7 protein-coding genes, 1 tRNA gene and 1 other RNA gene are annotated in these 13085 nt (G+C 72.5%); 5 read left to right on the forward strand and 4 right to left on the reverse strand.

Annotated elements, in window-relative coordinates; all coding sequences use genetic code 11:
• Positions 1–121: 121 nt before the first annotated feature.
• Both AMK13_RS09365 and ffs read right to left on the reverse strand, forming a co-directional pair.
• Positions 122–2329, reverse strand: coding sequence for a DNA polymerase III subunit gamma and tau (locus AMK13_RS09365; protein ID WP_074001803.1), 2208 nt, complete (start codon positions 2327–2329; stop codon positions 122–124).
• A gap of 77 nt (positions 2330–2406) precedes the next feature.
• Positions 2407–2503, reverse strand: an RNA gene (gene ffs, locus AMK13_RS09370) — signal recognition particle sRNA small type.
• Between the two features lie 108 nt (positions 2504–2611).
• On the opposite strand from ffs, the gene AMK13_RS09375 reads away from it, so the two are divergent.
• Positions 2612–2696 (forward strand) — tRNA-Ser (locus AMK13_RS09375).
• Between the two features lie 251 nt (positions 2697–2947).
• On the opposite strand, the gene AMK13_RS09385 is transcribed toward AMK13_RS09375, so the two are convergent.
• On the reverse strand, positions 2948–5326 hold the full coding sequence (locus AMK13_RS09385; protein WP_158077683.1) for a type I restriction-modification system subunit M/S: 2379 nt from the start codon (positions 5324–5326) through the stop codon (positions 2948–2950).
• 1545 nt (positions 5327–6871) lie between these two features.
• Here AMK13_RS09385 and AMK13_RS09395 point away from each other — a divergent pair.
• Positions 6872–7696, forward strand: coding sequence for an alpha/beta fold hydrolase (locus AMK13_RS09395; protein WP_074001806.1), 825 nt, complete (start codon positions 6872–6874; stop codon positions 7694–7696).
• Between the two features lie 28 nt (positions 7697–7724).
• On the opposite strand, the gene AMK13_RS09400 is transcribed toward AMK13_RS09395, so the two are convergent.
• The gene (locus tag AMK13_RS09400; protein ID WP_074001807.1) at positions 7725–8408 is read right to left on the reverse strand and encodes a hypothetical protein; all 684 of its coding nucleotides are present in this window, start codon (positions 8406–8408) and stop codon (positions 7725–7727) included.
• A gap of 110 nt (positions 8409–8518) precedes the next feature.
• Between AMK13_RS09400 and AMK13_RS09405 the strand changes: the two genes are divergently transcribed.
• The 3 genes from AMK13_RS09405 (at position 8519) to AMK13_RS09415 (ending at position 13036) form a co-directional block, all read left to right on the forward strand.
• Positions 8519–9145 carry a TetR/AcrR family transcriptional regulator gene (locus AMK13_RS09405; protein ID WP_074001808.1) on the forward strand — a complete coding sequence of 209 codons (627 nt, stop codon included), beginning with the start codon at positions 8519–8521 and terminating at the stop codon, positions 9143–9145.
• A gap of 127 nt (positions 9146–9272) precedes the next feature.
• Positions 9273–10382: a hypothetical protein gene (locus tag AMK13_RS09410; protein ID WP_074001809.1), complete on the forward strand. Its 1110-nt coding sequence runs from the start codon at positions 9273–9275 to the stop codon at positions 10380–10382.
• 209 nt (positions 10383–10591) lie between these two features.
• Positions 10592–13036 carry a helicase C-terminal domain-containing protein gene (locus tag AMK13_RS09415; RefSeq protein WP_241852804.1) on the forward strand — a complete coding sequence of 815 codons (2445 nt, stop codon included), beginning with the start codon at positions 10592–10594 and terminating at the stop codon, positions 13034–13036.
• The last annotated feature ends 49 nt before the right edge of the window (positions 13037–13085 follow it).

Genomic DNA, 13085 nt, shown 5'->3' on the forward strand with positions numbered 1-13085 from the left:
CGTCCGTCACCGCCGAGCCTACGTGCTGCCCGCCGGTCCGGGCCCCGGATCGGGCCCGGATCAGGGTCCGCTCAGGGGCCCGTAGGCCCGGAGACCTGGGCCGGAGGACCCGGGGGCCGGATCAGGAGCCCTGGTGGTGGATCTCCTCCAGCACCGTCGCCCCCAATTCGCGGATGATCAGCTCCTGGCCGGAGAACACGTCCTCCTTGAGGTCCGGGTCGTCCGCCTCCGGGACGTCGTCCTCCGGAGCCACCGAGCGCACCGGACGGGCCTGCGCCGCCACCGGCGGCGGGGCCTGCACCGGCGCGGGCTGCACGGGCGGGGCCTGGACGGGCGCCGGCGCGGCCTGGACCGGCGGAGCCTGCACGGGCGCCGGGGCGGGCGCGGGCATCGACGGCGCGGCGGCCGCCGGACGCGCCGCCGGGGCTCCCCAGCCGCCACCGGCCTGGGCACCGCCCCCCGGTGCGCCGCCGCTCTGGCCACCGCCGGACAGGCCGCCGCCGGACGGGCCGCCGACGCCGCCGGACGGGTCGATGATGCACTCGATCCGCCAGTCCACGCCCAGCGCGTCGGCCAGCGCGGAGCGCAGCACGTCATCACTGTTGCTGCCGACGAAGCTGTCCCGGGCGCCGGCGTTGATGAAGGACACCTGGAGCACACTGCCGTCGAACCCGGCCACCTGGCCGTTCTGGCTGAGCAGGATCCAGGTGAAGCGGCGGCGGTTCTTCACCGCCTCCAGGATCTGCGGCCACAGCTGCCGCACCTGCGCGGCACCCTGCTGCGCGGACGCCGACGGCTGCCCACCGGGAGCCGCCACCGGGGCGGGGGCCGGGGCGGGCACGGGAGCGGCGGCCGGCACCGGGGCCGGAGCCGGGGCGGCCTGCGGCTGCGCCACGGGGGGCGCCGCGGGAGCCGCGGCGGGGGCCCCGCCGGCGGGCGGGAAGCTGCGCGGGATCGGCCAGGCACCCGGCGCCGGCCCGGCGGGCACGGCGGCGGGCGGCGCGGCCTGTACGGGCTGGGGGGCCTGCGCGGCCGGTACGGCGGCGGACTGGACCGGCGCGGGCGCCACCGGCACCTCGGCCACCGGCGCCACCGCCATCGGAGGCGTCGCCGTCGGAGCCGCCATCGGCATGCCCCCGGGCACCGCCATCGGCGCGGCGAACCCGCCCGCGGACGCCCGTCGCTCCAGCTTGTCCATCCGCGCCTGCAACGACAGCTCGTCGCTGTAAGCGCCAGGCAGCATCACCCGGGCGCAGATCAGCTCCAGCTGCAGCCGGGGCGCCGCGTTGCCGCGCATCTCGGTCAGCCCGGTGTTGACCAGGTCTGCGGCCCGGCTCAGCTCGGCCGCACCGAACGCGTCCGCCTGCGCCTGCATCACCGCGACCCGGTCGGCCGGGGCGTCGATCAGCCCCTTCTCCCCCGCGTCCGGCACGGTGGCCAGGATCACCAGGTCGCGCAGCCGCTCCAGCAGGTCGGTGACGAAGCGGCGCGGGTCGTGCCCGCCCTCGACCACCCGGTCGATCACCTGGAACACCGTCGCCCCGTCGTGCGCGGCGAAGGCGTCCACCACCTCGTCCAGCAGCGCGGAGTCGGTGTACCCGAGCAGCGCCGTGGCCATCTGGTACGTCACGCCGCCCTCGCCGGCCCCGGCCAGCAGCTGGTCCATGACCGACATCGAGTCACGCACCGACCCGGCCCCCGCCCGCACCACCAGCGGGAACACGGTGTCCTCGACCTGGATCCCCTCCCGGCCGCACACCTCCGCCAGGTAGTCGCGCAGCGTGCCGGGCGGGACCAGCCGGAACGGGTAGTGGTGCGTCCGGGACCGGATCGTCCCGATCACCTTCTCCGGCTCGGTGGTCGCGAAGATGAACTTGAGGTGCTCCGGCGGCTCCTCGACCACCTTCAGCAGCGCGTTGAAGCCGGCCGAGGTCACCATGTGGGCCTCGTCCAGGATGAAGATCTTGTACCGGCTGTGCACCGGCGCGAAGAACGCCCGCTCGCGCAGCTCGCGCGCGTCGTCGACACCACCGTGCGAGGCGGCGTCGATCTCGATCACGTCGATCGACCCGGGCCCGCCGGTCGCGAGGTCCCGACAGGACTGGCACTCCCCGCAGGGCGTCGGCGTCGGCCCCTGTTCGCAGTTGAGGCAACGGGCCAGGATGCGCGCGCTCGTCGTCTTGCCACAGCCGCGCGGCCCGCTGAACAGGTACGCGTGGTTGACCCTGTTGTTGCGCAGGGCCTGCTGGAGCGGAGCGGTCACGTGCTCCTGCCCGATGACCTCCGCGAAGGTCTCGGGGCGGTAGCGGCGGTACAGGGCTAGGGACACACCCCCGACGATATCGGGACGGACCGACAAACGCGTCGCCCCTCACCCCGCCGACCGTCCCCGACCGGCCCCGGGAACGCAAAGACCCCTCGCGCACCCGCCAGAGCCCTCTTACCCTTGCTGCCTTCCGGCCCTGGGGGGGTTCAGAGAGATGACGCCACACGAGGGGCTGACCCCCACAGTACCGGATCCCCGCCCCAACGATCCACAGGCCACCCCCACCCTCCTGCCTGCGGGACAGGTGGTCGCGAGCACCCCGAAACATGTACTAAGCTCTCCCACGGAGGATTCGCCTAGAGGCCTAGGGCGCACGCTTGGAAAGCGTGTTGGGGGCAACCCCTCACGAGTTCGAATCTCGTATCCTCCGCCGGCAGAAGGCCCGGACCGCTCAGCGGCCCGGGCCTTCGTCGTTTCCGGTGTCCGGTTCAGCCGCTCACGGCGGCCGAGAGGACCGCGAGGCAGAGCAGCATGCAGCTGGCGAAGGCCGCGCCGGCCGTGATGACGGCGCTGTGCCGGTCCGTGCCGGCGCCCCGCTTCAGCATGAAGGCCAGCAAAGCGATGACCACGGAAGTGAGCGCGGAGACAAGCAGCCACGGGACTCGCGTGACGACGGGCAGGCTACTCATTTTCGGCTTCCTCTGCTGTGGTGTGGTCGATAGGAGGGATGAGGCCCGCATCGGACTGGTGAGTGGTCGGCAGTGCCGCGGTGTCCACCAAGAGCGTTGAAAGCTCGCCCCTGGCGGCATCGGCTGCGGCAGCTGCCTGCTGGTGGGCTGCGATCTGATCGTCGAGCGCACGCAGAAGCTCTCCAACGCGCTGCTGCTCCTCGTACGGCGGCAGCGATACCGGGAGCTGCCTCATCGCGCTGGTCTTGATCGAGTGGACGGTCGACATCGCCGCCCGGTCCTTGATCCATGCCTGGGCTCCCGGAAGCGAGAGGTATGCCAGGACGAAACGCGGGTCCACATCGGGTTCGAAGTCGTACAGCCGGAGGAGGTTCCCGCTGTAGAGGCTGCCGGCCCCCTCCTCTCCCACCAGTGCCACGGGTCCGACCGTCCCGGTACGCGTGCAGAGGATGTCGCCCTCGCGCAACAGGAACCGTTGGAGCTGCTGCGCGTCGCGTGCCGAGATTCTGGTGTCCTCGCTGCCATGGATCCGCCGGTTTCGCAGGTGCTTGGGCAGCACCACTCGGACAGTGCCGTCCTCGGAGTACATCCCGGGGTTCAGCAAGGAGGGCGACGGGCCTGGCTGCACCTTGCACAGATCCTGCAGGAGCACGTTCCGTCGGCCGCCCGCATCGGGTTCCGGGCTGCGGCCGGGCGCTGCCCGCTCCCAGAGCCGCCACGCCTCCGCGTCCAGGGATCCCGCCAGGTCCAGGGAATCGTCGAGCTTCCGACGGGCGGATTTCACCTGCTCGGGTGTCGCCGCCTCGTACGCGCCGAGGCTGACGTAGTCGACGGGGCTGAGCGAGTAGCCACGCTGCTCGATCTCCTCCACGGCGACGGATCGACCGAGCGCGCGCGCTTCGTCGGGCACGGGGTTCCCGTCACGCAGCGATCGGTGGATCTGTCCCAGGAGCCGTACGTCGTCGGGGCTCAGCTCTCGGCGGGTCCGCGTGACCAGCTCACCCAACTCGCGGGCATTGATGAAGTGCACCTCGGCACGTTGCGACGGCGCCGACAGGAACCAGATGCAGGCCGACACCGCGGTACCGGTGAAGAGGTGTGGGGGAAGGGCGAGGATGCCGTCGACGACCCCGTCCTCGACCAGGGCTTGCCGGATCGCGCGCTCCCTCGGCTGGTCGGATACGGCAGCGTTGTCCGCCATGATCACCGCAGCTCGTCCACCGGGTCCGAGAGTGGAGAGGATGTGCTGGATCCAGGCGAAGTTGGCGTTGGACGGAGGCGGGGACCCATATCGCCAACCTCCGGCCACGACCCGGCCCGATTCGGCGTTGAACGGCGGATTCGCCAGAACCAGGTCCACCCGTTCCTGCCGTCGCTCCGCCGGCTCGGGCCATGGTGCGATGTCATGGGCGCCCACCCGTGGCGTCACACCGTGGAGCATCAAGTTCATCGCGGTCAGGCGCAGCGTCGCCTCGTCCGGCTTTCCGGCCGTTACCCTCAACACCGAACCGTCACCACTGGCCGCCACCATGGCCGACAGCAGTTCACCGCCACGCGGATAGGGATCGTGGAGCCGGCCCGACACACCCGCCGGGGCAACCAGCTCCCTCAGCAGGGCCACCACCGTTCTGGGTGTGAAGGCGCTACGACTGTCCATGCGCACGACCTCGGCGTACGCGTCGAGCAGATCTCGGAAGGCATCCCGGTCGAGTCCAGCCACCGAGGTCATCAACTGCGGTACGTCAGCAGCGAGTAGGGGCTCAAGACCCTGCAGCGCAAACCGCATGGCTGGCGCCGCCCCACAGGTCTTCAGCAACCGATCGGTTCGCTCCCCCACCTCGCTGAGGAAGCCTTTGGGTGTCACCGCCGGGTGTGCGCCGACCCGATCCTCCAGGGCCACCCAGTCCTTGTGTGCTCCCCACCTCAGAAAGATCAGGCACATCGGCAAGGGAAGATAGGCCGTCAGCGACGGCGCGCCCCACGTTTCCACCATCTGGGGTTTCAGCAACTCTGCCAGGACTTGCCGGGACCGCGACCGCGACTGTTCGGCACTCGGTGAAGAGACGGCGAACCCAGCGGCCCGGTCGGCCGCGGGCACTCCCTCGTACTGCCCGGACAAGGCTCGGACCCTGTCGCCATAGGTGATCCCTACGTGCTCCCCCTCCCTCCGTGCCGACTTGGGCACAGACCGGGCGTCGAGCCATCGCACGATGTCAGCGAGCCGAAACAACCGCTTGTGGCCGACCCGCTGCTCCTGCGGAAAGTCCGGATGGCGGTTCTGCCAGTTCGTGACCGCAGGGGCCCCGACGCCGGCCAGCTCTGCAATCTTGGCCCGGGAGACGAGTCTCCTGTCACTACTCTTGTCACTCAACGCAGTCATTCTCCCCGTCATCGGTCGGCTGCCCTGTTGAAGCAAAGCTAGATGGCTGACCATCAGAGCACCAACTGCGCACTGAAGTGCGCACAGATCTCTACTACCGCAACCTTCAGAGAAAGCGCAGACCGCCACTCAAGATAGTGGTCATGAGCTGCAGCTTTACTGACAAGCCGTGAATGCACCTCCACAGTCGACCGATGCAAGGAGCAAACCGTGAACTTCACACTTTCAGGGAGGGCGCACCATGAGAAGCCTTCGAGTGCCCTCTGGAAGTCAGCATCCCCGAAGGTCGCGAGGAGTGTCGACACTCTCCGTAATTACCCCTGCAGAGCGGAGGCATCGACCCGGCCGCGTCCGCTCCCGTTCAACGCGGCCCCACGCAGGACGTCCAGCCCGATCGGCCACTCCGGGCTCCGGGCCCGGGGGCGCAGCCCTTCCGATCGACTTCGGAACACATTCCGAAGTAGCGTCGAGTCCCCCTCTCACTGTGTCGTTCTCCGACCTCTCGAAGAACTCGAAGCGTGTCGCGGACACCGTCGAGCGGGCACAGCGCGTCCACGTCACCCGTCGTGACGGCGAGGACCCGTACCTGACCACCGAGCGTCACGACCGTCAGCGCGAGGAGGCCGCGGATGCCACCGCGCGCCTGTTCGCGGCCTTGATCACCAGTGACGAGGGTGCGCGCGGTCCTCCTCGCCCTCCCCGAGGTCTTCCCGTGGGCTCGACATCTGTCGGCCGAGGAGGTGCGCGAGTTCGTCGTCGACCTCGTGGACGCCACCCGCGACGTGAGTGGAACTGGACGTCCACACCAACCTGCACCGCGTGATCGTCGAGTGACGGGCCACTGCCAGGATCCTGGCGGACCCCACACTGAGCGCCCAGCCCACCGAGCCACTTCCTGGTGATGACCACGGCGAGGTACTCGCCCTGTGAGCCCCAGGCGTGGAGACGACGTCCCGCCACCACCGGTCGGTGACGAGTGGCGGCTGCGGTTCGCCACCAACGAAACCGCCAAGGGGTGGGGCCACCTCTGCATGGAGGCGCCGGGCAACACCCGACGCTGCTTCGAAGCCCTCCGCACCACCCCCTGTCCACGAGTGACCCGATCGAGAGCACCGACTCCGCGGCCGCCTGGCGACGCGCGTTCTCGGTAGGTGAGCACCACCTGGTCTCAGTTCTGGTCTCGTTCACCCCCGTCCAGCCAGATTCAGTTGCCCCTCAGTGGTTGACGACGCCGCAGGTCAGGACGGGTGTGAACCACGGCGGACGGGGATCGAAAGAATTGGAAAGCGTGTTGGGGGCAACCCCTCACGAGTTCGAATCTCGTATCCTCCGCCGGCAGAAGGCCCGGACCGCTCAGCGGCCCGGGCCTTCGTCGTTTCCGCGTCCATGGGCTTCCGTCCCGTCAGGGCTTTGATCCGCCCCAATCGCGCGGGGCGGCCGTGCGTGTGGTGTCGGGCCCGTCGCGGTTGCGGGGCCGGGCCCGGGGTGCCTCAATGGCCCCGGCGGCGACCGCCGTCTGCGGGCGAGGAGGGCGGCATGCCACGGGTCGCGGTGAACGGCGTCGAACTCTTCTACGAGGTGGACGGGGACGGCGAGCCGCTGGTCCTGGTGCACGGCTCGTGGGGCGACCACGGCAGCTGGGGGCCGGTCCTGCCCGCCCTCGCGCAGAAGTTCCGGGTCCTCGCCTACGACCGGCGGGGGCACAGCCGGAGCGAGCGCCCGCCGGGGCGGGGGTCCCGGTTCGAGGACGAGGAGGACCTGGCCGCGCTGATCGAGACCCTCGGGTTCGCGCCGGCGTACGTCGCGGGCAACTCCTTCGGCGCCTCGACCGCGCTCGGCCTGGCGGCCCGGCGGCCCGAGCTCTTCCGGGGCCTCGTCGCCCACGAGCCCCCGCTCCTGGACACCGTCGCCGACGACCCCCGGCTGCTGCCCCTGACGGCGGCCACCGGGGAGAGGATCGAATCCGTCCTCGCCCTCCTGACGGCCGGCCGGACCCTCGCGGGGGCCCGCCGGTTCGTGGAGGAGGTCGCCCTGGGGCCCGGCGCCTGGGACCGGCTGCCGGAACAGCTCCGCGAGACCTTCGTCGCCAACGCCCCCACCTTCGCGGACGAGCAGGCGGACCCGCAGTGGGCCGACCTCGACCTCGGCCGCCTCTCCCGCTACACCGGGCCCGCCCTGCTGACGAAGGGGACGCAGAGCCCGCCCTGGTTCGCCGCGATCGTCGCCCGGCTCTCCGCGGCCCTGCCGCAGGCCGAGACCCACACCTTCGAGGGAGCCGGGCACGTCCCCCACCTCAGCCATCCGGACGCCTACGCGCAGCGCGTGACCGGCTTCATCGAAGGAGCCGGCCGGACCCCCTAGCCGGCCTCCAGGGCAGGGCAGTTCGGGGTCAGGCCGCCCGGCCGGGGGCCGGGTGGGACGCGCCGGCCGGGCGGAGTCGGCGGCGGACGGCCCAGGCGGCTGCCGCGAGGGCGAAGCCGTAGACGGAGACCAGTCCGTGGCCGTTCTCCTGGGCGATCCACATGGCGAGGCCGAGGGCGGGGACGCCGGCCGCCAGGGTGAGCTCCTTGGGGAGGCGGGTGCGGGTGAGGAAGGCCAGGGCGAGGGTGGCGCCGAGGAAGTAGGTGGCGCCGGAGCTGCCGGCGAAGTTGCGGGGGTCGGTGCTGGGGCCGCCGCCGAGGCCGAGCAGGCTGTCGACGCGGCCGGGCAGCAGGATGCCGGCGAGGAAGAAGCCGAGGGTGAGCGGGCCGCCCCAGTACCACTGGGCGAGGGCGGCGACGGCGGCGAGGGTGACGAGGTTCCACAGGCCGCCGAAGAGGCCGCCGTTCTGCATGAACACCGAGGTGAACTCGCGCCACCAGCCGGACTTGGCGGGGTCCGCGTCGAGCGCGTCCATGGCGCCGGACCAGAGCAGCTGGAGCAGGACGCCGCCGACGGCGAGCGCGGTCAGGGCGACCGCCGCCCACGGGAGCGGCCGTCCGCGCAGGGTGTCGCGGCCGACGACGCCGAGCCCGCAGTTGACCATCATGACCATCAGCGCGGCCGTGGTCACGTTGAAGACGATCGCTCCCATGTCTGGCCCTCCCCCCGGTTCCGACGTTTTCCAACGCCGTTCGAAAACCTGATGGCGCCAAGCTAGCACAGTTTTCGAACAGTGTTGGAAAACGTTGTACGGTGGACCGCATGAAGCTCACCAAGGAGCGCATCGTCGATGCGGGCATGGCCGTCTTCGCGGAGGTCGGCTACCAGAACCTGTCCATGCGCCAGGTCGCCGACCGCCTGGACGCCCACGCGGGCAGCCTCTACTACCACGTGCGCGGCAAGGACGAGTTGCTCGCCCTGATGGCCGACCGGGTCTGCCGCAGCGCGTACGACGCCGGCACCGAGGCCCTCGCCGCCCTCCCGCCCACCGCCGCCTGGCAGGACCGCGTCGAGGCCCAGGCCGCCGCCCTGCGCCTGAGCCTCAAACAGCACCCCGGCGGCGCCCAGCTCCTCGCCGAGAGCCCCGGCGTGCTCAGCCCCGGCGCCCTCTCCCTGATGGAACGCCTGCTGCGCACCCTCCTCGACGCCGGTCTCCCCGCCGAGCACTGCGGCATCGCCGCCGACACCCTGCTCAGCCACGTCACCGGCTTCGTGCTCCAGGAGCAGAACCAGCCGGCGGCGCCACCGCCCGTCACCGCGGAGCAGTACGCCGAGCTGTGCGAGCGGTTCCCCCTGCTCATGGGCCCGTTGATCCCGCGCGTGGGCCAGGACGAGAAGTTCACCCGGAGCGTCCGCCTGCTCTGCACCGGCTTCGCGGCGCTCTCCTAGCGGCGCCCTCCCGGGCGAGGCGGGCCCGGACCCCTGGCGTCCCTGCGGGACCCCGCTGGGTGAACTCCGCGCGCCAGGCGATTCGACCGCGACATAACTTCGCGTTATGAGACTTCACTCTTCGCGCATGAGGTTCTGGGGGCAGGCCGGCGTGGTCGCCGCCGCCGTGGTGGTGCTCGGCGCCACGGCGGCGGGGGGCGCCGTCGGCCGAGCACCGTTCCTCGGGCCGCTGAACACCGTGTCCCCGGTCGCCTCGACCGTGCCCGCGAACGGGGACGTGAACCCGTACGGCACGTTCGTGATCCGGCACAGCACGGGCAGGCTGCACCGCGGCAACGTCCTGATCAGCAACTTCAACAACGCGCAGAACCAGCAGGGCACCGGGACCACCCTGGTCCAGGTGAGTCCGGACGGCGCCGTCAGCACGTTCGCCCAGATCGACCCGGCGCACCTGCCCGGGCCGTGCCCCGGCGGGGTCGGGCTCTCGACGGCGCTGACCGTCCTGCCGGGCGGCTGGGTCGTGGTCGGCAGCACGCCCACCACGGACGGCACCTCCGCCACCGTCCAGGCAGGCTGCCTGCTGGTGCTGGACAGCAACGGAACGGTCCGCGAGACCATCGTGGGCGACGGCATCAACGGCCCGTGGGACATGACGGCCGTCAGCTCCGGCGACCGCGACGAGCTGTTCGTGACCAACCTGCTGAACGGCACGGTCGCGGGCGGCGGGGCCGAGGTCGACCAGGGCACCGTCCTGCGGATCACCCTGTGCCGGCCGGGCGGCGCACCGCCGCAGCGGATCGCGACCACCCGGATCGGTTCGGGCTTCGGCCAGCGCACCGACCCGGCCGCCCTGGTGATCGGCCCGACCGGCGTCGGTCTGGGCCACGACGACACGCTCTACGTGGCGGACACCCTCGCCAACCGGATCGCCGCGATCCCCGACGCCGTCCACCGCGCCTCCGACGCCGGCACCGGCACCACCGTCAGCACCGGCGGAAACCTCAACGGGCCGCTCGGCCTGGCCGTCGCCCCCGGAGGCGACGTCCTCACGGTGAACTCCGGCGACGGCAACCTGGTCGAGACCACCCCCGCCGGCGACCAGGTCGCCGTCCGCACGCTCGACGACAGCGGCACCCCGCCCGGCGCCGGCGCCCTGTTCGGGCTCGCGGTCGACCTCGACCGCGACGCCGTGTACTTCGTCGACAACGCCACCAACTCCCTGAACGTCCTGCACTGACCGCCCTGCCGCGGGTGCTGCTCCCGTACGCTCCCGCCCCCGAGGGCCCGGACCGCGACCACCGACCGCGGCCCGGGCCCTCGCTGTCTCCCGAACCGCCCGCCGGTCGCTTCGCCGTGCGGCCCGAACCGCCCGCCGGCACACCGTGTTTGCCATGCTTGAGCCCCGGCCGGTTCCGACCTGGGACGGCATCCGTCCTCTGTGGTGAGGTGTTCCCCATCGGCAAGACAAGTGGATCGACCCTGGTCGCGTGGCTGCGCGGCGCCGACGCGGCACAGGTCGTACGGGTCCTGGCCTCGCGCCCGGACGCCGCGGTGGAGCCGGAGCCGCGATCGGTCGGCGAACTGGCGGACCGGCTCCAGCGCCCGGCCTCGGTCGCGCTGGCGATCCCCCGACTCACGCTGCCCGAACTCCAGGTGGCGGAGGGCGCCGCCGCACTGGCGCCTGCCACCCGGGACGTACTGGCGAACCTCCTCGACGCGACGGACGGGGAGCGCGCTCACCAACTGGAAGCGGTACTGCGGGAGTTGGCCGATCGAGCGCTGGTGTGGCCGGGCGGCGACGGGCGGCTGCACGTGGCGGCGCCGCTGCGGCAGGTGTGGGCCGCACCCCTCGGGTTGGACGCGCCACTGGCACGGCTGCTCGCGGACACGACCTCCACCGATCTGGGCCGCATGCTCGCCGCCGTCGGCATCACGTCGACGGGCACCAAGCAGAAGCGGCTGGCCGCGCTGACCGACCACCACGGCGATCCGGACCGGGTCACCGCGCTGGTCGCCAAGGCCCCCACGGCTACTCGGAAACTCCTGGAGCAACGTGCGCGGCAGGCGCCGGAGCGGTCGGCCCGCATCCTGTACGGCCTCCCGCGGCCGGATCCCGGGCCGGGCGAACGGTGGGCGCTGGAACGGGGGTTGCTTATCCGGGACGGGCGCTGGTACGGGCCCGCCCGGATGCCCTCGGAGGTGGCCCTCGCGCTGCGCGGCACCGGCTGGCACGCCCCGTTCACGCCCGTCCCGCCCGCGGTCCGGACGCGGCCCGTCACCGGATCGGCCGTCGACCGGGAGGCCGCCGCCGCGGCGATGGCGTTCGCCGCCCACGCCTCCTCCGTCCTCGCGGCGTGCGCCGCCGCTCCCCCGGCCCGGCTGAAGTCCGGCGGGGTAGGAGCCCGAGAGCTGTCCCGGCTCGGCAAGGCCGCGAAGTGCGACGACACCGTGGTGCGCATCGCGCTGGAGTCGGCCGCCGCGGCCGGGCTGCTGGCCCGGGACGGCGACCGGGTCGCGGCGACCGAGGCCTACGACGGCTGGGCGGAGGGGGAACCCGCCGACCGGCTCGCCGTGCTCCTCCGCGCCTGGTGGACACTGCCGCTGACCCCCGGCGGGAGCCGCGACGAGGAGGGGAAGGCGCTGCCCGCCCTCGCCGGAGCCCCGCCCCGCGGGGGCTGCGTCCAGGCCCGGCACGGACTGCTCGCCTCCGCGACGCGGCTCCCGCCGGGTGAGGGGGCGACCGACCCGGCGGACCTGGGGGCGCTGATCGCGTGGCAGCGTCCGCTCGTCGACCAACTCGCCCAGGACGCCAGCCCGTTCGCCACCCTGGTCGGCGAATCGGAGCTGCTCGGCGTCCTCGCCCTCGGCGCCCTGTCCCCGCTCGGGGCGGCCCTGGACGCCGACGGCCCGGACGCGGTGGCCGCCGCCTGTCGACGGCTGCTGCCCGCCTCCACCGGGTCCGCCCGCTTCGGCAGCGATCTCACGGCCGTGGTCGCCGGCACTCCCTCGACGCCCCTCGTCACCCTGCTGGACTCCGTCGCCGACCGGGAGGCCACCGGTACGGCGTCGGTATGGCGGTTCAGCCCGGACAGCGTCCGCCGCGCCCTCGACGCCGGCCACACCGCCGACACGCTGACGGCCGACCTCGCCGCCGTCGCCGTCGCCACCACCACCACCACGGAACCGCTGCCGCAACCGCTCGCGTACCTGATCCGCGACACCGCGCGCGGCCACGGCCGGGTGCGCGTCGTCTCCGCGGCCTGCGTGATCCACGGCGCGGAGCCCGCCCTCCTCGCCGAACTGGCCGCCCACCGCAGGCTCGCCCCGCTCGGCCTGCGGCAGTTGGCACCGACGGTGCTGATCAGCCGGACCCCACCGGACGAGACGCTCGCGGCCCTGCGGTCGGCGGGCTACGCCCCCGTCGCCGAGGAGCAGGACGGATCCGTCCACATCGAGCGGACCCGGCGACACCGGGCAACGAACCCGCTCCCGACCCCGCGCCGACCCGCCGGCCCACGGCGGAAGGCCGTCCGCGTCGCGGGCGCCCGGACCGCCACCGACCTGGCAGCCGTCGCCGCCCGGCTACTGGCGGCCCCGCAGGAGGCTCCGGAGCCCGACCCCGACGACGGCCGCCCCTACGCCAGCGACACCGAGGAGATCATCGCCGGGCACGCGCGCAACCTGTCCTTCACCGACGTCCGCCAACTGGCCCACGCCGTCAACGAGAAGCAATCGATCACCGTCGAGTACACCGCCACCTCGGGCAACACGACCGTCCGCACCCTGAGCCGCCTCGAACTCGACGCGCCCTACCTCCACGCCTGGTGCCACCTGCGCGACGCCGAACGGGTCTTCACCCTCTCCCGCATCCACGGGGTGATGCCCTCGTAGCCGGGCCGTCGGCCGGCCGGTGTCCGATTCGTTCAAGACCGGGTGGGGC

It is taken from the genome of Streptomyces sp. CB02056, from assembly GCF_001905545.1.
GTDB lineage: Bacteria > Actinomycetota > Actinomycetes > Streptomycetales > Streptomycetaceae > Kitasatospora.